20 protein-coding genes are annotated in these 24,685 nt (G+C 72.7%); 13 read left to right on the top strand and 7 right to left on the bottom strand.

Translation table 11 applies throughout. The features are described from left to right. Positions 1–69: 69 nt before the first annotated feature. Positions 70–909, top strand: coding sequence for a DUF4081 domain-containing GNAT family N-acetyltransferase (locus KBX00_RS27150; protein WP_210830903.1), 840 nt, complete (start codon positions 70–72; stop codon positions 907–909). 115 nt (positions 910–1,024) lie between these two features. Beyond that, on the top strand, positions 1,025–4,780 hold the full coding sequence (locus KBX00_RS27145) for an ATP-binding cassette domain-containing protein (RefSeq protein ID WP_210830902.1): 3,756 nt from the start codon (positions 1,025–1,027) through the stop codon (positions 4,778–4,780). Positions 4,781–4,845: 65 nt separating this feature from the next. On the opposite strand, the gene KBX00_RS27140 is transcribed toward KBX00_RS27145, so the two are convergent. From KBX00_RS27140 to KBX00_RS27130, 3 genes are read right to left on the bottom strand one after another with little or no spacing between them, the layout of a single operon-like run. After that, positions 4,846–5,913: an NADH:flavin oxidoreductase/NADH oxidase gene (locus tag KBX00_RS27140; protein ID WP_210830901.1), complete on the bottom strand. Its 1,068-nt coding sequence runs from the start codon at positions 5,911–5,913 to the stop codon at positions 4,846–4,848. A 28-nt stretch (positions 5,914–5,941) separates the two neighbouring features. Further along, positions 5,942–6,664 (bottom strand): DUF998 domain-containing protein, encoded by a 723-nt coding sequence (locus tag KBX00_RS27135; RefSeq protein WP_210830900.1) that lies wholly within the window; start codon positions 6,662–6,664, stop codon positions 5,942–5,944. Next, positions 6,657–7,622 (bottom strand): glutathione S-transferase family protein, encoded by a 966-nt coding sequence (locus tag KBX00_RS27130; RefSeq protein WP_210830899.1) that lies wholly within the window; start codon positions 7,620–7,622, stop codon positions 6,657–6,659. Before KBX00_RS27130 ends, KBX00_RS27135 begins: the two co-directional genes overlap by 8 nt. A gap of 107 nt (positions 7,623–7,729) precedes the next feature. Between KBX00_RS27130 and pcaF the strand changes: the two genes are divergently transcribed. The 4 genes from pcaF (at position 7,730) to KBX00_RS27110 (ending at position 12,608) form a co-directional block, all read left to right on the top strand. Continuing rightward, complete coding sequence (gene pcaF / locus KBX00_RS27125; RefSeq protein ID WP_210830898.1) at positions 7,730–8,932, top strand: 3-oxoadipyl-CoA thiolase; 1,203 nt, start codon at positions 7,730–7,732, stop codon at positions 8,930–8,932. 118 nt (positions 8,933–9,050) lie between these two features. Continuing rightward, positions 9,051–9,869, top strand: a complete 819-nt coding sequence (locus tag KBX00_RS27120) for an SAM-dependent methyltransferase (protein WP_210830897.1) — start codon at positions 9,051–9,053, stop codon at positions 9,867–9,869. 4 nt (positions 9,870–9,873) lie between these two features. After that, on the top strand, positions 9,874–12,030 hold the full coding sequence (locus tag KBX00_RS27115; protein WP_210830896.1) for a bifunctional diguanylate cyclase/phosphodiesterase: 2,157 nt from the start codon (positions 9,874–9,876) through the stop codon (positions 12,028–12,030). A gap of 77 nt (positions 12,031–12,107) precedes the next feature. Then, on the top strand, positions 12,108–12,608 hold the full coding sequence (locus KBX00_RS27110) for a DUF456 domain-containing protein (RefSeq protein WP_210830895.1): 501 nt from the start codon (positions 12,108–12,110) through the stop codon (positions 12,606–12,608). A gap of 216 nt (positions 12,609–12,824) precedes the next feature. On the opposite strand, the gene KBX00_RS27105 is transcribed toward KBX00_RS27110, so the two are convergent. Further along, complete coding sequence (locus tag KBX00_RS27105) at positions 12,825–13,487, bottom strand: Crp/Fnr family transcriptional regulator (protein WP_210830894.1); 663 nt, start codon at positions 13,485–13,487, stop codon at positions 12,825–12,827. A gap of 60 nt (positions 13,488–13,547) precedes the next feature. Between KBX00_RS27105 and KBX00_RS27100 the strand changes: the two genes are divergently transcribed. From KBX00_RS27100 to KBX00_RS27080, 5 genes are all read left to right on the top strand, one after another. Next, entirely contained in the window at positions 13,548–13,856 is a 309-nt protein-coding gene (locus KBX00_RS27100) for a YciI family protein (RefSeq protein ID WP_210830893.1), read from the top strand. A 45-nt stretch (positions 13,857–13,901) separates the two neighbouring features. Next, positions 13,902–15,266 carry a glutamine synthetase family protein gene (locus KBX00_RS27095; protein ID WP_210830892.1) on the top strand — a complete coding sequence of 455 codons (1,365 nt, stop codon included), beginning with the start codon at positions 13,902–13,904 and terminating at the stop codon, positions 15,264–15,266. 118 nt (positions 15,267–15,384) lie between these two features. Then, entirely contained in the window at positions 15,385–16,740 is a 1,356-nt protein-coding gene (locus KBX00_RS27090) for an aldehyde dehydrogenase (protein WP_210830891.1), read from the top strand. A 2-nt stretch (positions 16,741–16,742) separates the two neighbouring features. Further along, positions 16,743–17,510, top strand: coding sequence for a 3-oxoacyl-ACP reductase (locus tag KBX00_RS27085; protein WP_210830890.1), 768 nt, complete (start codon positions 16,743–16,745; stop codon positions 17,508–17,510). A 174-nt stretch (positions 17,511–17,684) separates the two neighbouring features. After that, positions 17,685–21,383: a SpoIIE family protein phosphatase gene (locus KBX00_RS27080; protein WP_210830889.1), complete on the top strand. Its 3,699-nt coding sequence runs from the start codon at positions 17,685–17,687 to the stop codon at positions 21,381–21,383. A gap of 21 nt (positions 21,384–21,404) precedes the next feature. Here KBX00_RS27080 and KBX00_RS27075 read toward each other — a convergent pair whose 3' ends face one another. Next, positions 21,405–21,719: an STAS domain-containing protein gene (locus tag KBX00_RS27075; RefSeq protein WP_210830888.1), complete on the bottom strand. Its 315-nt coding sequence runs from the start codon at positions 21,717–21,719 to the stop codon at positions 21,405–21,407. 94 nt (positions 21,720–21,813) lie between these two features. Here KBX00_RS27075 and map point away from each other — a divergent pair, with 94 nt between their 5' ends. Next, positions 21,814–22,671, top strand: coding sequence for a type I methionyl aminopeptidase (map, locus tag KBX00_RS27070; protein ID WP_210830887.1), 858 nt, complete (start codon positions 21,814–21,816; stop codon positions 22,669–22,671). Next, on the top strand, positions 22,668–23,384 hold the full coding sequence (locus tag KBX00_RS27065; protein WP_210830886.1) for a VIT1/CCC1 transporter family protein: 717 nt from the start codon (positions 22,668–22,670) through the stop codon (positions 23,382–23,384). Before map ends, KBX00_RS27065 begins: the two co-directional genes overlap by 4 nt. A gap of 1 nt (position 23,385) precedes the next feature. On the opposite strand, the gene KBX00_RS27060 is transcribed toward KBX00_RS27065, so the two are convergent. After that, on the bottom strand, positions 23,386–24,105 hold the full coding sequence (locus KBX00_RS27060) for a nucleotidyltransferase domain-containing protein (RefSeq protein ID WP_210830885.1): 720 nt from the start codon (positions 24,103–24,105) through the stop codon (positions 23,386–23,388). A 96-nt stretch (positions 24,106–24,201) separates the two neighbouring features. Beyond that, on the bottom strand, positions 24,202–24,681 hold the full coding sequence (locus tag KBX00_RS27055) for a nitroreductase family deazaflavin-dependent oxidoreductase (protein ID WP_210830884.1): 480 nt from the start codon (positions 24,679–24,681) through the stop codon (positions 24,202–24,204). Between the last annotated feature and the right edge of the window lie 4 nt (positions 24,682–24,685).

Here is a 24,685-nt window from a genome sequence, read left to right as displayed (position 1 = left end):
GAGCGGGGGGGGTGGGTGGGGGTTGCTGTCCGGCGACGGAAAGTGAACGAATCTGGCAGGCTGGTAACCGTGCTGACTGCGCCGGTGCGGCAAATCGGGGAATCGGAACGGCGTGCGGTCGAGCGGTTGCTCGACCTCGACCCGTTCGCCAGCGCGCAGGTCGCGGAGCGGGTCGCCGCGCGCGGGCTGGCCTGGTGGCGGGCCGAGGGCCGGGTCCTGGGGTACGGCTCCCGCCGGCACCTCGAATCGGTCTGCTGGCTCGGCGGCAACCTCACCCCGGTGCTGGCCGGCCCGCAGGCCATCGCGGCCTTCGCCGACCTGCTGGCCGGCGAGGAACGGCTCTGTTCCTCGATCGTCGGGCGCGCCGACGCTGTCCTGCAACTGTGGGAGCGACTCTCCGACACCTGGGGACCGGCCCGCGACGTACGCGCGAACCAGCCGTTGCTGGTCACCGACGCGCTGCCCCCGGTCCCGGTCGACCCGCAGGTGCGCCGGGTGCGCAGCGGCGAGCTCGACCGGCTCTTCCCGGCCGCGGTGGCGATGTACACCGAGGAGGTCGGCGTCTCCCCACTCGCCGACGACGGCGGTCGCGGGTACCGGCGCCGGGTCACCGACATGATCCGCTCCGGTCGGGCGTACGCCCGGTTCGTCGACGGCCGGGTGGTGTTCAAGGCCGAACTGGCGGTCGTCACCCGGCGCACCGCGCAGGTCCAAGGGGTGTGGGTGGCGCCCGAGTGGCGGGGACGGGGCATCGCCACCGCCGCGATGGCGGCGGTGGTCGCTGACGCGCTGACCCGGGTCGCCCCGACGGTCAGCCTGTACGTCAACGACTTCAACCTGCCCGCCCGACGCGTCTACGAGCGCTGCGGCTTCCGGCCGGTCGGCACCCTGGCGACCGTGCTGTTCTGAGCCGGCCCGCCGGAGATTTTCGTCACGGGGCTCTGCCCCAGGCGAAAATCCGTTGAGCCGGGCGCCCGGGCGAAGCAGGCTGGAAACTCCGCCACCAGACCGGAGGAACTGACGCATGCGCCTGCTCCGTGATCTGTGGGTCACCTCCTCGCGCCGGATGACCCTGGTGGTCGCCCTGATCCTGCTCGGCGGCATCGGCCAGGCGGCCACCGCCGCGCTTGCCGGGCCGGTGCTGTTGCACCGTTCCGTCGGGTTCTTCGTGCTGCTGTCGGTGGCGTTGGTCGCGGCGGTCGTCAGTGACCTGGTGGTCAGCCTGGTGATGGCCGGCGTGACCGCCGACTGGTCGGCCGACCTGCGCCGCCGACTGTGCCGGGTGGCGCTTGGACAGCCCGTGCCCGCCCTGGAGACGACCCCGGTCGGTGAGATGCTCGACCGGATCGACGGCGACGTGTACGACGTCGCCTCGGGCGTGCGTGGCCCCGGCGTACGGCTGGCCCAGGCGCTGGCCGTCGGCCTGTTGTCCACGCTCGTCGCGCTCACCGTCTGGTGGCCGGCCGGGCTCGGCATGCTGCTGCTCTGCGTCCTGCTCGCGTTCACGCTGCGGCGTCCCGCCGCCCGGATCGCCCCGGCCCGGATGCACGAGGAGGCGGCCTGGTCGGACCTCGCGGCCGTGATGGAGGAGTCGATCCACGGCCAGGACGACGTACGCACCAGCCTGGCCCGGCCGTACGTGCTGCGCCTGTACGCCCGTCGGGCGGCCGAGGTGCTGCGCCGTGGCCTGCGGGTGTGGCAGATGTCGGCGCAGGTCAACACCGTCGCGGCCGGGGTGACCCGGGCCGGGGTGGCGCTTGTCGTGCTCGGCGGGGTGTGGGCGTTGACCACCGGCCGGGTCGACGCCGCCCGGATCACCGCGATCTGGCTGCTCGCACTCTCGCTCGGCATGACCGTCGAACACGTCAGCCGGATGGTGCCGGAGGTGCAGTACGCCCTCGGCGCGTGGGGGCGGGTGCAACTGCTCTCGGCCGCTCCGCAGGAACCCAGCGGCGGTGCCGCCCCCAGCGACGGTGACCTGGTCATCCGCGACCTGACCTACCGCTACCCGAGCAGCGGGCCGGACGCCGAGCGCGGCCCCGCGCTGCGCGACGTCGACCTGACCTTCGTGCGGGGCCGCTCGTACGCTCTGGTCGGCCGGACCGGGTCGGGCAAGTCCACGCTGGCCAAGCTGCTCACCCGGGCGGTCGACGTGCCACCGGGGACGGTCCTGCTCGGTGGGCGCGACGTGCTCGACCTCGACGTGGAGCAGCTGCGCCAGTGGGTCGCCGTGGTGCCGCAACGGACCGAGATCCTTGCCGGCACGCTCGCCGAGAACGTGGCGCTGTTCGACCCCGAGCTGCTCGACGCCGCCGCCCGGGCCCTGCACGAACTGGGCCTGGCCAACTGGATCGCCGAGCTGCCGGCCGGCCTGGACACCCGCCTCGGCGAGGGCGGCCACGTGCTCTCGGCCGGTCAGGAGCAGCTTGTCGCCTTCGCCCGGATCCTGGTCCGTGACCCGCACGTGGTGATCCTCGACGAGGCCACCGCCCGGCTCGACCCGGTCACCGAGACCCGGGTGCAGCAGGCCACCGAGCGCCTGCTGCGCGACCGGATCGGCATCGTCATCGCGCACCGACTGTCGTCGGTGAGCCGCTGCGACGAGGTGGTGGTACTGGCTGACGGAGCGGTGGTCGAGGCCGCCCCGCTGGCCGAGTCGCGGCGCTTCGCCGAGCTGCTGGCGGCCGGTCACCAGGGCGGGCACGGCGTCGACGCGGGAACCGGGCTGCTGCCCGAGCCGGAGACGGACCGCGGCTGGGCGGAGCCGGCGCTCGTCGGTGCCAACCCGGCCGCCGCCACGCCGGCCGGCGCGTTCAGCCCGACGACCGCGATCAGCGCGCCCGTGGGCACCCGCACGGCCGCCGCGCGAGGCGCCGACGTGCTGCTGCCCGGCGGCGAGACCGGCGACGGCCCGGGCTCGCCGCCGCCGGACGACGCCGAGCTGCCCGCCGGGCACGGCGTCGAGGTAGGTCTGCCGGTGGGTGATCCCGCGCCGGTCGTCGGGCCGGAGCCGGTCGACCCGGCGGAGGGGCGACAGGTCGGCGGCCGTGAAGCCGGCGCCACCGCCGCAGACGCGGCGACCGAAGCCGACCGGCGGCCGGCCTCCCGGGCACGGACCCTGCGGGAGATCGCCCGGCTCTGCCTGAACGATCCCCGGTACGGCGCGGCGGGGGTGGGCATCTTCACCGTGCTGGCGATTCTCGGCCTGGACGGGCCGGTGCTCGCCTGGCTCTGGGCCGACGTGGTCGACGGCACCGGCGACCCCTGGCTGCCCGCCCTCGGTATCGCGGCCGGGCTGATCCTCGCCATCCCGGCGCACTACTGGACCCACCTGTGGTTCCCCGCCTGGTGGGTGCGGCAGATGCTGCGGATCAGCGCCCGCCTGGTGCACGGCCAGACCGGCCCGCGCCGGGTCAGCCGGCACACCCCGGCCGAGGTGGTGGCCCAGGGCGGCGACACCGAGCGGGTCGTCCAACTCGCCGACAACGTGCTCGACCAGACCGTCGGCCTGATCCTGCTGGTCGCCATGACCCTGATCACCGGCAGCGTGGTGCCGGGACTGTTCTTCCTCGGCACGATGGTGCTCTCCGGGCTGGCCGCCACGGCGTTCGGGCCGAGGCTGGAGCGGGCGGCGCGGGACACCGTCGCCGCGCGGGCGGCCTTCGCCACCGCGCTGGTCTCCACGCTGTCGGCGGCGCGCACGGTGAAGCTGGCCGGGGCCACCCGACCGGTGCTGACCCACCTGGCCGGCCTCGACGCGGTACGCAGCGAACGGCAGCGCCGGGAGATCGCCGTGCAGGTCTGGGCGCGCTCCACGCCGGCCGTGGCCAGCGGACTGTTCCCGATCGGCGTGTGGGCGTTGTTCCTGACCGGTGGGCTCTCCGCCGGGGCGGCACTGGTCGCGGTCGCCACGCTGGGCGCGGCCCGCTGGTTCGCCTGGACCACCGCCTCGCTGATCTCCCAGGTGCCGTCGGCGCGGGTGTGGACCCGGCGGACGGCGGAGATGACCGGGATCGAGGCGTACTCGGCGCGGGTGCCGGGAGTCGACCTGGCCGCCGGTACCGCTCCCGCCCCGACGGCGCCACCGCGTACCCCGTTGCGGCGGCTGGAGCTGGTCGGCTTCGGCGTCCGGCACACCGACGGCATCACCGCCGTACGCGACGTGGACCTGACCGTGGTACGCGGGCAGCTCGTCCTGGTGGTCGGGCCGGTCGGCTCGGGCAAGTCGTCGTTGCTGCGGGCCCTCGCCGGCATCGCCCCGCACACCGGGCTGCTGACCTGGAACGGCGAGCCGGTGACCGAGCCGGAGCTGTTCCTGCGTCCCAACCAGGTCGGCTACGTCGGTCAGTTGCCCCGGGTGCTCTCCGGCACGGTCGCCGACAACATCACCCTCGGGCATCAGGTGGACGCCGCGCACGCGGTGAGCACCGCCCAGCTCGACCACGACCTGGCCGCCACCGGCAGCGGGCTCGGCCTGCTCATCGGGCACAAGGGCACCCGGTTGTCCGGTGGCCAGCTGCAACGGCTGGCGCTGGCCCGGGCGCTGGCGCCGCGTACCGAACTCCTGGTGGCCGACGACGTCTCCTCCGCGCTGGACGTCACCACCGAACTGGCGCTGTGGCAGGCACTGCGGGACCGGGGGGTGACGGTGGTCGGCTCCACCTCGAAGCGGGCCGCGCTGATCCGGGCCGACCACGTGGTGGTGCTCATCGCCGGTACGGTGGCCGCCCAGGGGCGGTGGCGCGACCTGGAGCAACACTGGGGCCACCTGGCCGGCTGAGAGCGTGGCTGAGATCCGCACGGGTCCGGCTGCCCTCGGCCGTCACCGGGCAGCCGGACCGCTGGTCAGGCCGCCCGCAGGTACGGGTCCGGCCAGTTGGGTGCGGTGCCCAACTTGGCCGCCGCCTGGTGCGGCCAGTACGGATTGCGCAGCAGTTCCCGGCCGAGCAGCACCATGTCGGCCTCGCCGTCGGCGATGATCGCCTCGGCCTGCTCCGGTTCGACGATCAGGCCGACCGCGCCGGTCGGCACCTGCGCCTCGCGGCGGACCTGAGCGGCCAGCGGCACCTGGTAGCCGCGCCCGACCGGGACGTTGGCGGATGGCGACGCCCCGCCGGAGGAGCAGTCGATCAGGTCCACCCCGGCGGCGGCGAGTGCGGCGGCGAGGGCCACGCTGTCCTCGACCGTCCAGCCGCCCGGCACCCAGTCGGTGGCCGAGATCCGGGCCAGTACCGGCACGTCCTCACCGACAGCGGCGCGCACCGCCCGAGCCACCTCCAGCGTCAGCCGCATCCGCCCGGCCCGGTCACCACCCCAGCCGTCGGTCCGATGGTTGGTCAGCGGGGAGAGGAACTCGTGCAGCAGGTAGCCGTGTGCAGCGTGGATCTCCACGGCGGCGAAGCCGGCCGCCACCGCCCGCGTGGCGGACTCGGCGAAGGCCGCGACGACATCGGCGATCCCGGTGTCGTCCAGGGCCGTCGGCACCCGGTACGCGGGCACGAACGGTTCACCGGTTGGCCCGACCGGCGTCCAGCCGCCCTCGGCGTCCGGCACCCCACCCTGGCGCGGCTCCCACGGGCGGTACGTCGACGCCTTGAACCCGGCATGCGCGAGCTGCACCACGGGCACCGCGCCGTGCGCGGCCACGAGCCTGGTCACCGGCCGCCAGGCGTCGACGTGGCGGCCGGACCACAACCCGGTGTCCTGCGGGCTGATCCGGCCCTCCGGCAGCACGGCGGTCGCCTCGGTCATCACCAGGCCCGCGCCACCGATCGCCCGGGTGCCGAGATGCACCAGGTGCCAGTCGGTGGGCAGGCCGTCGGGACCGGCGCTGTACTGGCACATCGGTGCCAGCGCGATCCGGTTGGGCAGGGTGACCGTCCGCAGCGTCAGCGGCGTGAACAACGAACTCATCGCGCCATCCTCTCCCGGGTGCGCGACCTCAGCGCCGACGGCGAGCTGTGGTCTCGCGCACGGTCGGTGTCCGGTGGTCCTGCACCGCCATCGCCGTGGGGTCGCGTACCGCCAACGCTCCGGCGGTGGCCAGGGCCCAGCCGACGGCAACCGTCAGCAGCAGCCGCTCCAGCACCCCGACCAGCGGACTCCGGCCGACCAGCAGCATCGCCAGACCGACCGCGCCCGCGAGTGGCAGCGACACCGTTGCCGCGACGACGCCCGTGCGCCGCAGCCGGCGTCGCGCCACCGGCGAGAAGGCGACCGCCAGCATCGCGAAGACCACCGCCACCGTCGCGGCGACACTTGCCGCACCGTGCACCAGATCCGCCACGGTGGCCCGTTCGAACGGCGGCAGTGGGCAACCCGCGCTGCACGTCACCGCGCCGGACAGGACCGTGCACAGACTCGCCACCACGAGTAGCGTCACGGCGACCCGAAGTGCCGGGTCGCCGTAGTGCCGCGCACCGACCCGTAGCGCGACGGCGAGCAGCAGCAGCGCCCCGGCCAGGGCGAACACTCCGATCCGGTACGTCCAGGCATAGTCGCTGTCGACGACACCGGCCTCACTCACGTACCCGGTCAGGCCCGGTCCTGGGCCGGCGACCACGGCGAGTGTCACCGCAGCCGCGCCAGCCAGGGCGCAGAGCGCGGCGACCAGCGCGGCGCCGCGCCGCACCGACCGTCGGACCGTGGCCGGCGGCTCAGCCACGCCCGTGCGGCGTCGTCCAGCCGTGCAGGTCCGGCCCGAGCGGAACGATGCCTGTCGGGTTGATCTCGCCGTGGGTGGCGTAGTAGTGCCGCTTGATGTGGTCGAAGTCGACCGTCTCCCCGAAACCGGGCGTCTGGAACAGATCCCGGGCGTACGCCCACAGCACCGGCAGCTCGGTGAGTTTCTGCCGGTTGCACTTGAAGTGCCCGTGGTACGCCACGTCGAAGCGGACCAGCGTGGTGAACAGGCGCACGTCCGCCTCGGTGATCGAGTCACCCATCAGGTAGCGCCGGCCGGCCAACCGTTCCGACAGCGCGTCCAGCCGGGCGAACAGCGCCTCGAACGCCTCGTCGTACGCCTGCTGCGAGGTGGCGAATCCGCACCGGTAGACGCCGTTGTTGACGTCCCGGTGGATCTCGGCCATCAGCGCGTCCAGCTCCGGGCGCAGCTCGACCGGGTAGAGGTCCGGCGCGCCGGGGGCGTGCAGCCGCCGCCACTCGGTGGACAGGTCCAGGGTCAGTTGCGGGTAGTCGTTGGTGACCACCCGCCCGGTACGGGTGTCGACAAGCGCCGGCACGGTGACCCGGCCGGTGTAGTCCGGATCGGTGGCCAGGTACGCCTCGGAGAGGAAACCGATGCCCAGCACCGGGTCGAAGCCGTCCTGGTCGAGCGCGAACCGCCAACCGCGATCGTCCCGGATCGGGTCGACGGTGCCCAGCGAGATGGCGTCGGTCAGCCCGAGCAGGTTCCGCACGATGAGTGCCCGGTGCGCCCACGGGCAGGCCCGGCACCAGATCAGCCGGTAGCGGCCGGGCTCCAGCGGCCAGCGGTCCTGCTCGTCCGGCCCGCCACCCGGCGGTGCGGTCGAGTGCGGGGTCACCCGCCCGGTGAACCGGTTGGGTTGGCGGACGAACGCGCCGCCGCCGCTGGTTTCCGCGCTGAACTGGGCCCGTGCCATGCCCACAACCTATCGGCAGCCACCGGGGATATCCTGGCCGTCGGTGAGTCCCCGTGACCCGGCGGACGCACCCCTCCGCCCTTCCCACCACCCCCGAAGGACTCGCGATGACCGTGGCATACCTGGTGGCCGGTGTCCGCACCCCGATCGGCCGGTACGCGGGCGCGCTGGCCGGCGTACGCCCCGACGATCTGGCCGCCCACGTGATCCGCGAGCTGGTCGCGCGGCACCCCTCGGTGGACTGGGCGCGTACCGACGACGTGGTGCTGGGCTGCGCCAACCAGGCCGGCGAGGACAACCGCAACGTGGCCCGGATGGCGGCGCTGCTCGCCGGGCTACCCGAGCAGGTGCCCGGCAGCACGGTCAACCGGCTCTGCGGCTCCGGGCTGGACGCGCTGGCCACCGCCGCACGGTCGATCGTCGCCGGCGAGGCGGACCTGGTCGTCGCGGGCGGGGTGGAGAGCATGAGCCGGGCGCCGTTCGTGATGCCGAAGGCGACCACCGCGTTCTCCCGATCCGCCGAGGTGTACGACACCACCATCGGTTGGCGGCTGGTGAACCCGCGGATGGAGCGGAGCTGGGGCATCGACTCGATGCCCGAGACGGCGGAGAACGTGGCGGCCGAGTACGGCGTGGACCGGGCGGCGCAGGACGAGTTCGCGTACCGCTCGCAGTTGCGGGCCGCCAAGGCCCAGGCCGACGGGCGGCTGGCCCAGGAGATCGTGCCGGTGACCGTGCCGGCGGGCCGGCGGGAGACCCGGCTGGTCGAGGTGGACGAGCACCCCCGACAGACCTCGCTGGAGAAACTGGCCGCGCTGCCCACCCCGTTCCGCGACGGCGGCACGGTGACCGCCGGCAACTCCTCGGGCGTCAACGACGGCGCGGTGGCCCTGCTGGTCGCCTCGGAGGCGGCCGTCGCCGCGTACGGTCTCACTCCGCTGGCGCGGGTCACCGGCACGGCGGCGGCCGGTGTGCCGCCCCGGGTGATGGGCATCGGGCCGGTTCCGGCGACCCGGCGGCTGCTGGACCGGCAGGGGTTGGCGCTTGCCGACATCGACGTGATCGAGCTGAACGAGGCCTTCGCCGCCCAGTCCGTCGCGGTGCTGCGCGAACTCGGCCTGCCGGAGGACGCGGAGCACGTCAACCCCAACGGCGGCGCCATCGCCCTGGGTCACCCGCTCGGTGCCAGTGGTGCCCGGCTCGCGCTCACCGCCGCGCTGGAGCTGCGTCGACGCGGCGGGCGCCGGGCGTTGGCCACCATGTGCATCGGGGTGGGGCAGGGCATCGCGCTGCTGCTGGAGGCCGCCTGACCCCCGGCCGGTACGAACGGCCGATCAGGAAAAGAGCGTTGTGGATCTCCCCCCGTGGCACGGACCCGCCTAGAGTGGTCAGCATCACGATCCACGGCGACGACGTGAGGTGCAACCAGTGCAGCAGCCGGACGGACTCCCCGCCGAGATCGACCTCTCCCGGCCCAGCGCGGCGCGGGTGTACGACTACTTCCTCGGCGGCGCCCACAACTTCGAGATCGACCGGCAGCTGGCCGACCAGATCGCGGCCATGACGCCGAACCTGCCGGCGACGATGCGAGCCGGGCGGGAGTTCCTCCGCCGGGCCGTGCGGGCCCTGCTCGACGCCGGGATCGACCAGTTCCTGGACATCGGCTCCGGCATCCCCACCGTCGGCAACGTGCACGAGGTCGCCCAGGCCACGAACCCGAAGGCCCGGGTGGTCTACGTCGACATCGACCCGGTCGCGGTGGCACACAGCCAGGAGCTGCTCGCCGGCAACGAGTCGACCGGCGTCATCCACGCCGACCTGCGGGACCCGGAACGGATCCTGGCCGAGGCGCGCAAACTCGACCTGCTCGACTTCGACCGGCCGCTGGGCATCCTGCTCGCCGGGGTGGTGCACTTCGTCCCGGACACCGACCGACCCGCTGACATCCTGGCCACCCTGCGCGCGGCGGCGGCCCCCGGGAGCCACCTGGTGATCTCCCACTCCACCTTCGAGGACCAACCGCAGGAGATGCTCGACGCGCAACGGTTGTCGGCGCGTACCGCCACCGAGATCACCCTTCGCTCGCGGGCCGAGATCACCGGATTCTTCGGCGACTGGACCATTGTGGAGCCCGGGGTGGTGCACATGGAGCTGTGGCGACCCGACTCGCCGTCCGAGGTCACCGCCGACGGGCAGCGCTTCGGTGCCTTCGGTGGCGTCGCCCGGAACGACCGGCCCGCCGGCTGATCAGATGGCCGCCGTGGGTGCCTCCGGCGGGGACACCGTCGACCCGGCCGGCGCCCAGCGGTACGCCGCCGCCTGGACGCGGGCCGTACGCCGGCTCGGTTTCGTGCCGCTGAGCGCGGCCGAGACCGAGCGGCTGCTGCTCGGGCACACCCTCCGGCTGGCGGAGGTGCTGCTCTCCGCCGAACCACCGGCAGCGGCGGCGGAGGAGGTCGGACGCGCACTCGTCGCCGCGCACCTCACCGAACCAGGGGTCATCGAGTGGTCGATCCGTACGCTCGGCGAGCGGTTCCGGACCGACGTGATCCCTGGCGCGGCGGATCGGCCGGGCCGCGACGAGCGGATCGCGGCGATGCAGGGCGCACTCGCGGCCGGCTTCGCCCGCGCGCTGCGGGAGCGGACCTTCGTCCAGCAGGAGGGTATCGCCCGCGCCATGTGGCAGGCGCGGGACGACGCCGAGGCGGCGTTGCGGGACAGCGAGGCCCGCTTCCGGGCGGTCTTCGACGGCGCGGCCGTCGGCATCGGCATCGCCGGAGTCGACGGAACGATCATCGACGTCAACCACGCTTTCGCCGACATGCTCGGCTACCCGGTCGAGGAACTGCGGCAGCTCAACGTGGCGTCGCTGTTCCACGCCGACGACGCGGCCGGCATGTGGGAGCTGTACCAGGAGCTGATCGAGGGCAAGCACGACGCGGCCCGGGTCCAGAAGCGGTACTACCGCAAGGACGGCAGCGCCGTCTGGACCGACCTGGCCGTCTCGCTGATCCGTCACGACGACGGTCGACCCCGATTCACCGTGGCCGTGGTCGAGGACATCACCGAACGGTACGAACTCCAGCAGCGGTTGCGTTTCCAGGCGCTGCACGACCCGCTCACCGGCCTGCCCAACCGGACGCTGTTCTTCGACACGTTGGCCGGCCTGGTGGAGCAGCCCGACGCGCCGGGTCGGGTCGGTGTCTGCTTCCTCGACCTGGACGGGTTCAAGGCGATAAACGACAGTCTCGGGCACGCCCTCGGCGACCGGCTACTGGTGATGATCGCCCGACGGCTGGCCGACTGCGTGGCCGAGCAGGGCTACCTGGTCGCCCGGATGGGTGGCGACGAGTTCGTCATCCTGGTCGACGGGGTCACCGCCGTTCAGGACGTGATCGCCGTGGCCGAGTCGGCGCTGGCGGCCGTCGCCGCGCCGGTGTACGTCGGCGACCAGCAGCTCGCGGTCTCGGCGAGCATCGGCATCGTCGACTCGGCGGTCGCCGGCACCAGCGTCGTGGAGCTGATGAAGGCCGCCGACGCCACGCTCTACTGGGCGAAGGCGGAGGGCCGGGACCGGTGGGCGGTGTACGACCCGGAGCGCAGCGCCCGGGACAGCGCCCGGTCGGCGCTGGCCGCCGGGCTGCCGCTGGCCCTGGACCGAGGCGAGTTCGTGCTGCACTACCAGCCGATCGTGTCCCTGCTCGACGGGCGCATGCTGGCCGTCGAGGCGCTCGTCCGGTGGCAGCACCCGGAACTGGGGTTGATCGGCCCGGACCGGTTCATCGGGCTCGCCGAGGAGACCGGCCTGATCGTCCGGCTCGGTGAGTGGGTGCTGCGGCAGGCGTGCCGGGATGCCCAGCGGTGGCACACCGACTTCCCGGACGCCGGGCTGGTGGTGAGCGTCAACCTGGCCGCCCGCCAGGCCGACCGGCCGGCGATCGTGGACACCGTGGCCGACGCGCTGGCCAGCAGTGGACTGCCGGCGGAACTGCTGCAGCTGGAGCTGACCGAGAGCGCGGTGATGGGGTCGGCGGGGGAGCCGCTGCGGACGCTGCACCGGCTCGCCGCGCTCGGCGTACGGCTGGCCGTTGACGACTTCGGCACCGGGTACTCGAATCTGGCGTACCTGCGCCGGCTGCCGATCACCTGCCTGAAGCTGGCCGGCCCGTTCGTCGAGGGGATCCGGGGCACCGAGCCGGCCGACGCCGACCACCGCGACGAACGCATCGTCGACGCGCTGGTGCGGCTGGCCCACGCGCTGGAACTGTGGGTCACCGCGGAGGCGGTGGAGACCGAGGCGCAGGCGGACCGGCTGCGGGCGCTGCGGTGCGACACCGCGCAGGGGCGGCTGTTCGGGCCCCCGGGCCCGGCGGAGACTATCGTCGCCCGGCTCCGCGATCCGGAGTGAGGAAGGGCACCGGTGTCAACGCCTGGGTAGGGGAACGGCCCCTTCCCAACTGATCTGCCGAGTCAACGGGAGTCGACGTGAGCCTGACCGACACGGGCGCCGCGGTGTCGGTGATCACCGCGCTGGCCATCCTTGCCGGATTGGCCGGGGTGGTGGTGCCCGGACTACCGGCGCTGCCGCTGTGCTGGGGCGGCGTACTGGTGTGGAGCCTGTTCGGCGACGCCGGGCCCGGCCGGTGGCTGGTGCTCGCCGCCGCGACGCTTGTCGCCGTGGCCGGCACCGTCGTGAAGTACGCCTGGCCTGGCCGCAACCTCAAGCGGGCCGGGGTGCCGACCACGTCGCTGCTCGCCGGTGCGGTGCTCGGTCTGGTCGGCTTCTTCGTCATCCCGGTGGTCGGGCTGGTCATCGGCTTCGTCGGCGGGATCTTCGCGATGGAGCGGCTGCGGCTCGGCGACACCCGACTCGCCTGGCCGGCAACGAAACAGGCGGTCGCCGCCGCCGGGCTGTCGATGCTTGTCGAGTTCCTGTCGGGAATGGTGATCGGTGCCCTGTGGGTGGCCGGCCTGGTGATGGCCTGACCGGTCGGGGCACCGGTGCTGACCGAAGCGGCGCGGGGCGGAGTCGGGGTAGGGCGCGACGCCGTACCCGAGAGAGAGGTGACGCTTTCCCGCGCCGCCACGGCGGCCGGGCCGTTCCGAGGGCCCGGTGGTCGGCCCGTCGCGATCGGGCCTGGTCACAAGCCCAAGGATGGGGTACGCGAGCCGCGCCGGCAACGCAATTGCGCCCTGACGCGCCTACCCGCCGTCCCAGTCGGTGAGGCGGCTCGGGTCCAACACGATGATGGTGCCGGGCTCGACCCGGATGGCGCCCGCACCGACGAGGACCTGTAGCGCGCGGTTGACGGTCACCCGGGACAGCCCGACCTCCTCACCCAGTCCCTGCTGCGCCCCGGGCAGGGTGATCCGGCTGCCCCGGGTACGGATGGATTCGGCGAGCCAGGCGGCGACCCGCGCGACGGGCTGCGGCGCGGCGCGGCGGACCTGGGTTCGACGGTCGCGGTGCACCTGGTCGGCGAGGTGGCGTAGGACGTGGTCGCGGAGCGCCGGCACTTGATCGATGAGATCTCGCAGGAGAACCGCCGGCAGCAGGCGGATCCGGCAGGCGGTCGACGCGGTCCACGTCGCCGTGTGCGATCCGCCGCCGAGCACGGCGGCCTTGTCGACCGCGCACGGGCCGGTCACCGTCGCGAATCGGACGTGCGAGCCGTGGCTGGTGTCGTAGCCGGCCGAGAGTGTCCCGCAGAGCACAACGACGAGGTGCCGGGCCGGCTCGCCGACCCGGGCGGCGGTGGCACCCCGGGGGAGGTCGCGGGGCGGACATTCGGTGGCGAGCGACGCCAGGCGTGCCTCGTCGAGCATCGAGAACAGCGGCACCGCCGCCAGTTCCGCCCGGTCCATCCCGTGGAGCGTATCGCGGGATACAGCCGTCCGACCCGTCTGGTCCCTACGCTCCTCGCCATGATCTGTGTGGAACTCTCCTTCACCGACGAGCCTGCCCGGCTGGCGGCCCGACCGGCACACCGGGACCGCCTGCGGGCGCTGCACGAGCAGGGTGCGCTGCTCCTCGCCGGCCCCTGGGACGACGACTCCGGCGCGTTGCTGGTCTTCACCGGCGACCGGGCGGAGGTCGACCGGCTGCTGGCCGAGGATCCCTACTTCACCACCGCCGGTGTCCGCGTCGTGGCGGTGCGCGGGTGGCGACCCGTCGTCGGTCCCGGACGGTTTGCCGGGGGATCGGATGGGGGTACGGGCGGAGCATCTTATTGACGGTGATCGGCTGGGCCGGTAGACCTTGGTGATGGAGGCTCGCGGATGAGAAAGCCGCCGCTCACGTTGGAGCAACTGCGGGTCGCCGTCGCCGAGGGCGAAGTCGACACGGTGGTGCTGGCCCTGGTCGACATGCAGGGCCGGTTGCAGGGCAAACGGTTCCACGCCCCGTACTTCCTCGACCAGGTCGTCGCGAACGGCAGCGAGGGGTGCAACTACCTGCTCGCCGTCGACGTGGACATGAACACCGTCGACGGGTACGCGATGTCGAGCTGGGAACGCGGCTACGGCGACTTCGCGATGAAGCCGGACTTCGGCACCCTGCGCCGGGTGCCGTGGCAGCCTGGGACGGCACTGCTCCTGGCCGACCTGGAGTGGCTTGACGGCACCGGTCCGGTGATCGCCTCGCCGCGGCAGATCCTGCGTCGGCAGTTGGACCGGCTCGCCGCGCACGGGTTGACCGCGTACGCCGGCACCGAGCTGGAGTTCGTGCTGTTCCGGGACTCGTACGAGCAGGCGTGGCGGAGCGGCTACCGGGAGCTGACCCCGGCCAACCAGTACAACGTGGACTACTCGTTGCTCGGCACCGCCCGGGTGGAGCCGCTGCTGCGCCGCATCCGCACCGAGATGGCCGGCGCGGGTCTGGTGCCGGAGAGCGCCAAGGGGGAGTGCAACCTCGGCCAGCACGAGATCGCCTTCCGCTACGACGAGGCGGTGGCCTGCGCCGACCATCACGTCATCTACAAGAACGGGGCGAAGGAGATCGCCGCCCAGGAGGGCATGTCGATCACGTTCATGGCCAAGCCGAACGAGCGCGAGGGAAACTCCTGCCACATCCACTTCTCGCTGCGCGATGCTGCCGGTGGCTCGGCCATGCTCGGTGACGGGCCGGCGCACCTGAGCCCGACCGGGCAGCGGGTGCTCGCCGGGCTGCTCGCCACGATGCGGGAGATGAGCCTGCTCTTCGCGCCGAACGTCAACTCCTACAAGCGTTACCAGCCGGGTTCGTTCGCCCCGACCGCGCTGCGCTGGGGCACCGACAACCGCACTTGCGCGCTGCGGCTGGTGGGCCACGGTCAGGGCATGCGGGTGGAGAACCGGGTGCCGGGCGCCGACGTCAACCCGTACCTGGCGATCGCGGCCCTGGTGGCGGGCGCGCTGCACGGCATCGAGAACGAGTTGGACCTGGCCGAGGAGTGCACCGGCAACGCGTACGACGACCCGAGCGCCGATCGCGTCCCCGGCACCCTCCGCGACGCCCTCACCCTCTGGGAAGGCTCGACGGTGGCCCGCGAAGCCTTCGGCGCCGAGGTGGTGGCCCACTACGCCAACATGGCCCGCGTCGAGCTGGCCGCCTTCGACGCCGCCGTCACCGACTGGGAACTCACCCGTGGCTTCGAACGCCTCTGACCCCCACCACCCCACCTTCTCCGCGATCTTGCACTTTTGGTCGCTGACTTGCGGTGGTATGCCGATTTTGTCCCGACAGAAAGTGCAAGATCGCGAGGAGTGGGTGGGGTGAGGGTGGGTGGGTGAGGTATGGGATCCGGCTCGTGGGGTGGTGTTGGGGGAGGTCGCGGACAGCTCGGTGGGGGAGGTGGATGCGGCGGTCGAGCGGGCGGGGCGGGCGTTTGAGCGGTGGCGGGGGGTGAGCGCGGGGGAGCGGGGGCGGGTGTTGCGGCGGTTCGCCGCGGTGGTGGACGCGCACCTGGAGGAGTTGGCGCGGCTGGAGGTCGCCAACGCGGGGCACACCATCGGCAACGCGCGGTGGGAGGCGGGAAACGTCCGGGACGTGCTGGACTACTACGCGGGGGCGCCGGAGCGACTCACCGGGCGGCAGATCCCGGTGCCGGGCGGGCTTGACGTCACCTTCCACGAACCGCTCGGCGTGGTCGGGGTGATCGTGCCGTGGAACTTCCCCATGCCCATCGCCGCCTGGGGCTTCGCTCCCGCGCTGGCCGCCGGCAACACGGTGGTGCTCAAACCCGCCGAGCTGACGCCGTTGACCGCGCTGCGGCTGGCCGAGTTGGCCGACCAGGCGGGGCTGCCGGAGGGCGTGTTCACCGTGCTGCCCGGACGGGGGGAGGTGGTGGGCGAACGGTTCGTCAGCCACCCGGCGGTACGCAAGATCTGCTTCACCGGCTCCACCGAGGTCGGCACCCGGATCATGGCCGGCTGCGCGAGTCAGGTGAAGCGGCTGACCCTGGAGTTGGGCGGCAAGTCGGCGAACCTGGTCTTCGCCGACGCCGACCTGGAGCGGGCCGCCGCCAGCGCGCCGTACGCCGTCTTCGACAACGCCGGCCAGGACTGCTGCGCCCGGTCCCGGATCCTGGTGCAGCGCGGGGTGTACGACCGTTTCCTCGAACTGCTCGAACCGGCGGTGCGCGCCTTCCGGGTCGGTGACCCGGCCGACGAGCGCACCGAGATGGGACCGCTGATCTCGGCCGGGCAGCGGGACCGGGTCGCCGGGTACGTCGACGGTTCGCGGGTGGCGTTCACCGGCTCCCGACCCGACGGCCCCGGCTACTGGTACGCCCCGACGGTGCTGCTCGCCGACTCGCCCGGCGACCGCCACTGGCGGGAGGAGATCTTCGGCCCGGTCGTATCGGTGCTGCCGTTCGACGACGAGGCCGACGCCGTCCGGCTGGCCAACGACACCGAGTACGGTCTCTCCGGCTCGATCTGGACCCGGGACGTGGGCCGGGCGCTGCGGGTGGCCCGGGCCGTCGAGGCCGGCAACCTGAGCGTCAACTCCCACTCCTCGGTGCGGTACTGGACGCCGTTCGGCGGGATGAAGCGCTCCGGCCTGGGCCGGGAACTGGGGCCGGACGCCCTGCTCGCGTTCACCGACGTCAAGAACGTCTTCGTCAGCACCGAGGAGTGAGCATGCCGGGACGGTTGCGGGACCGGGTGGCCGTGGTGACCGGCGCGGCCAGCGGTATCGGGCTGGCCACCGTGCGGCGGTTCGCCGCCGAGGGGGCCCGGGTGGTCTGCGTCGACGTGGACATCGAGGCCGGCCAGCGGGCCGCCGACGAGGTGGGCGGGAGCTTCGTCGCGGCCGACGTGGCCGACGAGCCGGCGGTACGCGACCTCTTCGACGGGGTGGTCGAGCGGTACGGGCGGGTGGACGTGGCGTTCAACAACGCCGGCATCTCCCCGCCGGACGACGACTCCATCCTGGAGACCGGGCTGGACGCCTGGGAACGGGTGCTGCGGGTCAACACCACGAGCGTCTACCTCTGCTGTAAGCACGTCATCCCGCACATGCGCCGGCAGGGCCGGGGCTCGATCATCAACACCGCCTCCTTCGTGGCGTTGATGGGCGCGGCGACGTCCCAGATCGCGTACACCGCGAGCAAGGGCGGGGTGCTGGCGCTCACCCGGGAACTGGGTGTGCAGTTCGCCCGGGAGGGCATCCGGGTCAATGCCCTCTGTCCGGGGCCGGTGGCCACGCCGCTGCTGCGCGAGCTGTTCGCGGCCGATCCGGAGCGCGCCGCCCGTCGGCTGGTGCACGTGCCGATGGGGCGGTTCGGTGAACCGACCGAGATCGCCGCCGCGGTGGCCTTTCTGGCCAGCGACGACGCCTCGTTCATGACCGCCGCGCAGTTCGTTGTCGACGGCGGCATCACCGGCGCGTACGTCACCCCACTGTGATCGCGCCTTCACTGAAGGTGACCGGCGGCGGTCGATCGGGCCGGCGCCGACGCTCACCTGGAGCTGAACAGCGTCCGAACCCTCGTATGCGTTACGTTGCTGATCCGTTTGGGTAGAAGGCGGATCAGGGCACTTGGTGATCGGGCGCGGTAAGGACACGGCCGGGGAGGCTGCATGAACTCGGCCCAGGGGGGCATGGACGGTGGTCAGCCGTCCGCAGCGGAAGATGGCACGTCGCCGCTGCTCACGGCGGCATTCGCGGGTGGTGGCGAGATGGGCGCCCTGTTGCGTGACCGCGACTGGTCGGCAAGTCCGCTGGGTCCGCCGGAGCGCTGGCCCACCTCGCTGGGCAACGCCGTCAGCACGATGCTCGCCTCGAAGGCGCAGATCGCCATGTTCTGGAGCGAGGACCTGCTGGCCTTCTACAATGACGCCTACCGGCCGACCATCGGCGACAAGCATCCGGCCGTGCTGGGCGAGCCCGCGCGGGAGCACTGGGCGGAGACCTGGGACGTGCTCGAACCGCTGCTGACCGGCGTGCTGCGCGGCGGTGAGGCGTACCAGGCGCGTGACCATCACTTCCTGCTCAATCGACACGGCTTCGTGGAGGACGTCTACTTCGACGTCTCGTACGATCCGATCCGCGACGTCGACGGCACGATCAGCGGGGTGCTCTGCATCTGCAGCGAGACCACCGGGCGGGTGCTCAGCGAACGCCGGCTGCGCGCCCTGGCCGAACTCGGCTCGGAACTGGCCGACCCGGTCGGCACCGAGGAACTCGGCCAGGTCACGGCGGCGGTGCTCGACCGGCATCGGCTCGACGTCCCGTTCGGGCTGCTCTATCTGCGGGACGACGACGGACACCTGCGCCCCGCCGGGGCCAGCGGTGGCGTCAGCGTCGCGGCTGATCCGCCCGCCCGGCTGGTGGAGCTGGGTGCGGTCGGCGTCGGAGCGGTGGTGGCCACCGCTGACCTGCTCGGCCGGGTTCCGCCCGATGCCGCCGACGAGGCGGTGGTGCTGCCGATCAGCGCGACGAACGACCCGGCCGGGGTGCTGGTGCTGGGAATGGCTCGGCGCCTGCCGCTCACCGAGGACTACCGCACGTTCTTCGAGCTGGTCGCCGCGCAGATCTCTCGGGCGGTCGGCAAGCAGCGGGCGTACGAGCAGGAACGGGCCCGGGTCGCCGAGCTGGCCGCCCTGGACCTGGCCAAGACCAACTTCTTCGCCAACGTGAGTCACGAGTTCCGTACACCGTTGACCCTGGTGCTGGGCCCGTTGGAGGACCTGCTGGCGGACCCGGGGCTCAGCGAGGACCACACCGAGCGGCTGACTGTGATGCACCGCAACGCGTTGCGGCTGTTGAAGCTGGTCAACACGGTGCTCGACTTCTCGCGGCTGGAGTCCGGGCGGCTGGTGGCCCACTACGAGCCCACCGATCTGGCCGACTACACCTCCCGGGTGGCCAGCACGTTCCGTTCTGCCACCGAACGCGCCGGGCTGCGGCTGGTGGTGGACTGTCCGCCGCTGGCGGAACCGGTCTTCGTCGACCCGGACATGTGGGAGAAGATCGTCCTCAACCTGGTCTCCAACGCCCTGAAGTTCACCTTCGAGGGACAGATCAGCATCCGCGTCCGTGCGGTCGACGGTGCCGCGCAGCTGGAGGTGTCCGACACCGGGGTGGGCATCGACGCGCGGGAACTGCCGCACGTGTTCGAGCGGTTCCACCGGGTGCCGGGAGTGCGCTCCCGCAGCCACGAGGGCACCGGGATCGGCCTGGCCCTGGTACGGGAACTGGTCGAGATGCACGGTGGCCGGGTCAGCGCCACGAGCCAGCTCGACGTCGGCAGCACGTTCCTGGTCACCGTTCCGTTCGGTGTCGGGCACCTACAGGCCGACCGGGTGGCCGACGCCGACCACACCGAGCACACCGTTCGCGAGCCACGGCAGGCCCCGCTCTTCGTTGCCGAAACCGTTCAGTGGACCGCCGCTGCCGGCCCGGCCGCGTCCCGCTCGACGCCGACCGACGCCCCGACCGTGCCGGACGCAGCCCGGCCCTTCGCCGCCGTGCCCGCCGGTCGGGTGCTGGTCGTCGACGACAACCCCGATCTGCGCGAACACGTCACCCGGTTGCTCGTGCCCACCTGGGAGGTGAGTACCGCCGCCGACGGGGTGGAGGCGCTGCGGCTCGCCACCGAGCGGGCCTTCGATCTGGTGCTGACCGACGTGATGATGCCGCGCCTGGACGGCTTCGGGCTGGTCGCCGCGCTGCGCGCGGATCCGCGTACCCGGTACGTGCCGATCGTGCTGCTCTCCGCCCGCGCCGGTTCGGCAGAGGAAGTGGCCGGGTTGTCGGTGGGTGCCGACGATTACCTCACCAAACCCTTCTCGGGGCAGGAGCTGACCGCTCGGGTTCGGGCGAACATGGCCCTCGGTCAGCTACGCAATCAGATCATCCGCCGGTTGCGTGCGCTCGCGGACGCGGCGGTGGCGGTCAACAGCGCCCGATCCACCGCCGACGTGCTCCAGATCGCCGCCCGTCATGCGTTGAGTCTCGCCGAGGCCGTTCGGGTGGTGGTCTCCGCCGGTGGCGCGCGCTACGAGGCCGACGCCGGTGGCCCCAGCAGCGTCGAGCCGTCCTTCGTCCTGCCGCTGACCGGGGTGGCCGACCAGCCCCTCGGTGAGCTGCGGGTGTGGCATCCGACCGCGGAGAGCGCCGACGCCGACGAGGCCGCGTTGACCCAGCTCGCCCGCCTGGTCGGGGTACGCATGGAGAACGCTCAACTCTACGAGGCCGAGCACCGCATCGCCACCACCCTCCAGCACAGCTTCCTGCCCCGTTCCCTGCCCCAACTGCCCGGCGCCGTGGTGGCCAGCCGCTACCTGCCGGGCAGTGCCGAGGTCGAGGTGGGCGGCGACTGGTACGACGTGGTGGCCCGGGACGACGACGAACTCATGCTGATCATCGGTGACGTGGTCGGCAAGGGGGTGCCGGCGGCGGCGGCCATGGGCCAGCTGCGCAACGCGCTGCGCGCGTACGTGCTGGAGGGTTTCGATCCCGGTGAGTCGTTGACCCGGCTGAACCGACTGGTGGGGTCGACCGAGTCACGTTCGTTCGCGACGGTCTTCTGCCTGTGGTTCAGCCCCCGGACGGGTCGACTGCGCTATGCCAGCGCGGGACACCCGTCGCCCCTGCTGATCCGGGGCGACGACGTGGCGTTCCTGCACGGCCGGGCGCTCGGGCCGCCGGTCGGTGCCATCGCGGGCACCGAGTACGAGACCGTCTCCGGCGAGCTGCGGGCCGGTGACCGGCTGCTGCTCTACACCGACGGCCTGATCGAGGACCGGCAGATGGGCATCGACGAGTCGTTGGCCCTGCTACGCGCCGACGCGGCCCGCTCCGGTGAGCATGTGGCCGACCTGATCGACGCGGTGGTGGCGCGGGTCGCCGGCCGGCCCCGCCGGGACGACGTCGCGGTACTGGCCCTGGAGGCGGTCGAACTCAACCGGTTCGCGCTGCGGCTGCCCGCCGACCCGACCCGGCTGAGCGTGCTACGCAAGCGGCTGGAGGATTTCCTCGTCGCGCACCGGGTGGGCGAGACGGACCTGTTCGACCTGACCGTGGCGGTTTCCGAGGCGGCGGCGAACGCCATCGAGCACCCGGTCGACCCAATGGAGCCGGTGATCGAGATCGAGGTGCGGATCGAGGACCGTACGGTGGTGGCGACGGTGTCGGACAGCGGGCAGTGGCGGGAGTCGACCGGTTCGGGCTTCCGGGGCCGCGGACTGTCGCTGATCCGGGCACTCGGGGATCTCTCGGTCGAGCAGACCACCGAGGGGACCCGGGTCACCCTGCGCCGTGCGCTCACCGCCTGACCGCCCGGCCGGGGCGGTCGGTCAGGCCGGGTGCAACCAGGGCTGACTCCCCAGGCCGGCGATCTCCAGCACCCGGCTGACCTGCCGGGACGGCAGGACCGTCAACGTGTCCGGATAGTGGCCGGCGAGCCGCACCACCGCATGGATGGCCGCCGAGTCGAAGAAGGTGACCGCCCGCAGGTCGAGCGTCACCCGGCCGGCCGGCTCGCGCAGCACGGTCTGGAGCATGGTGTCGGCGGTCGCCATGTCGACCTCGCCGGTGACCACCACGCTCAGGTGATCACCATCGGTCTCCGCGTTGGCGGAGAAGATGGGAGGTGCGCCCCCTTGATCCACGCAGACACCTTGACACAGTGCTTGTGGTAGGGCAACAACCGCTTGTGGCGGCCGGTGGCGGGGGTCACTACGCGGGCGGCGATAGGCTTGCGTCATGACCGTCCGTGCGCCGCTGACCCCCGGCACGCTCTCCCCGTGGCGGCCGGTGCCCGCCCACATCGCCCGCCCGGAGTACGTCGGCAAGAAGGCTCCCCGGCCCTGGCAGGGATCGCACGTGCAGACCCCGGAGACCATCGAGAAGATGCGTCTGGCCGGGCGGATCGCCGCGCAGGCGGTGCAGTTGGCGGGGGAGCACTGCAAACCCGGCGTGACCACCGACGAGATCGACCGGGTGGTGCACGACTTCCTGGTCGACCACGACGCCTACCCGTCGACCCTGGGCTACCGGGGCTTTCCGAAGTCCTGCTGCACCAGCCTCAACGAGGTGATCTGCCACGGCATCCCCGACTCGACCACGCTCGTCGACGGCGACATCATCAACGTCGACGTCACGGCGTACATCGGTGGCGTCCACGGCGACACGGACGCGACGTTCTGCGTCGGTGAGGTCGCCGAGGAGAACCGGTTGCTCGTCGAGCGGACCCACGAGGCGATGATGCGGGGGATCCGGGCGGTCGCCCCGGGACGACAGATCAACGTGATCGGCCGGGTCATCGAGTCGTACGCGAAGCGCTTCGGGTACGGCGTGGTCCGTGACTTCACCGGCCACGGCATCGGCGAGGCCTTCCACAGCGGGCTCTACGTGCCGCACTACGACAGCCCGCGCCCCACCGACGTGATGGAGCCCGGAATGACCTTCACCATCGAGCCGATGATCACTCTCGGCACCTACCAGTACGACCTGTGGGACGACGGCTGGACGGTGGTCACCAAGGACCGGAGGTGGACCGCCCAGTTCGAGCACACCGTGCTGGTGACCGAGGACGGCCACGAGATCCTGACGCTGCCGTGACCGAGACCCCGGCCGCACTGCGCGAGCACCACCACGCCGACGTGTCCGGCGGCTGGCTGCGCCCGGCCGTGTTCGGGGCGATGGACGGCCTGGTCACCAACATCGCCCTGATCGCCGGTGTCGGCGGCGGCGGGGTCTCGCCCCGCACCATCGTGCTCACCGGCACCGCCGGCCTGGTCGCCGGCGCCATCTCGATGGCGCTCGGCGAATACACGAGCGTGCGGTCAGCCAACGAGCAGATCGCCGCGGAGGTGGCCAAGGAACGCCGAGAACTGGAGCGTCACCCGGAGGCCGAGGCCCGCGAGCTCGCCGAGCTGTGGGTCGCCCGGGGGCTGCCCGAAGACCTCGCCGTCCAGGTCGCCGAGGCGGTACGCCGCCACCCGGAGCAGGCGCTGCGGATGCACGTGCAGGAGGAGTTGGGCGTCAACCCGGACGAACAACCGAACCCGTGGGCGGCGGCGCTCTCGTCGTTCCTCTGCTTCTCCGTCGGTGCCCTGGTGCCGCTGCTGCCGTACCTGTTCGGCGCGACCAGCCTGGCGCTCGCCCTGGCGGTCGGCGGGCTCGGGCTCTTCGTCGCCGGTGCGATCGTCTCCCGGTTCACCAACCGCCGGTGGTGGTCCGGCGGGCTGCGCCAACTGCTGCTCGGCGCCGCCGCCGCGGTGGCGACATACCTGATCGGTGCGCTGATCGGGGTCCAGGGCGGGCTCGGCTGAGTCAGCCGTCGAGCAGCTCCTCGATGGTGCCGTCGACCGGGCGGCCACGGGCGGTGAGCTCCGCCGACTGGCGGGCCAGCACGGCACCCACCTCGGTCATGTCCGCTCCGGCCAGCCCGGTCCGGCGCACCGCGTCGCCCGGATCCCGGAAGTAGGTGCGGCTGAGCAGCCCGCTGACCGTGGCCGCGCCGAGCCGGGCCTCGCCCAGCATCAGCAGGGCCTGGTCCGTCTCGTACCACTCGGCAAGCCGGGCAGCCCGGGCGTGCGCGGCGCTGCCCCGGTACCAGGCCCGGCGGGCGGCCGAGGTGAACTCGGCCGGGCGGGCCCGGGCCAGCCGGCCGAGATGTTCGTCGCGCAGGGTGGCCAGCCATCCGGTCGGGTCGTGCAGGGCCCGGGTGGTCACGTACCGGTCGGCGGTCAGCGGCCACCGGCTGGTCAGTTGCCGCGCCTGGCGCAGCCGTTCCTCGGCGGCGACCACGGTCAGGTCGACAAGCACGCCGTCCACCCGTCGGGCCGCTGACGGCGGCCCGGTGCCGGGCCGGTAGGTGGCCACCAGCAGCCCGACCTCACCGTCGCCCCCGCCGTCGTCGTCGCCATGCGCCAACGGACCGTGGACCGCGACCGCGAGCACCTCGGCCGGGAACCGTCGCCGGACGGCTGCGGCGACCCGCTCGGCCACGTCCCACCGGGGATCGTCCCGGTGCTCCTGGACACCGTCCACGCCGACCACCCCGCGTTCGCGCCACCCACAGCGACCTATCGGTCACCGCACACCCTAACGCCTGGGTTCGGGACTTCGATCGAGCCGCGACGGCGGTCAGGTGCGGCGGGCGTCGTCGGGCACCAGCCGGAAGATGCGGATCTCCCGCCCACCGGCCCGCGCCACGTACGTCTCGTAGGCCGGCCACTCGTCGACCAGCAGCCGCCACAGCCGGTCGCGTTCGGCACCGGTGGCCACCTCGGCGCGTACCGGGATGCGGCGACCCTTGACGTCCACCTCGGCCCTCGGCTCGGCGAGCAGGTTCAGCGACCACGCCGGCTGGTGCGCCTGGCCCCAGTTCGACCCCACCACCACGTACCCGTCGCCGTCGGGCACGTAGAGCAGCGGGTTGCTGCGCGGCCGACCGGACCGACGGCCGGTCGTGGTGATCACCAACGACGGTACGAGCCCGAGGGTGACCACCCGGCCCCGGGTCAGCCGTCCGACGGCCCGGTCGACGGGTACCAGCAGCCGGATGGTGGCACCGAACCAGCGGTACCGACCTACCCGGCGGGTGAGGCTTCCCAGCACGGACATCCGC

This window comes from Micromonospora sp. C95 (genome assembly GCF_018070465.1).
In the GTDB taxonomy this organism is placed as follows: domain Bacteria; phylum Actinomycetota; class Actinomycetes; order Mycobacteriales; family Micromonosporaceae; genus Micromonospora.
This window is presented reverse-complemented; position numbering and strand designations above follow the sequence as displayed.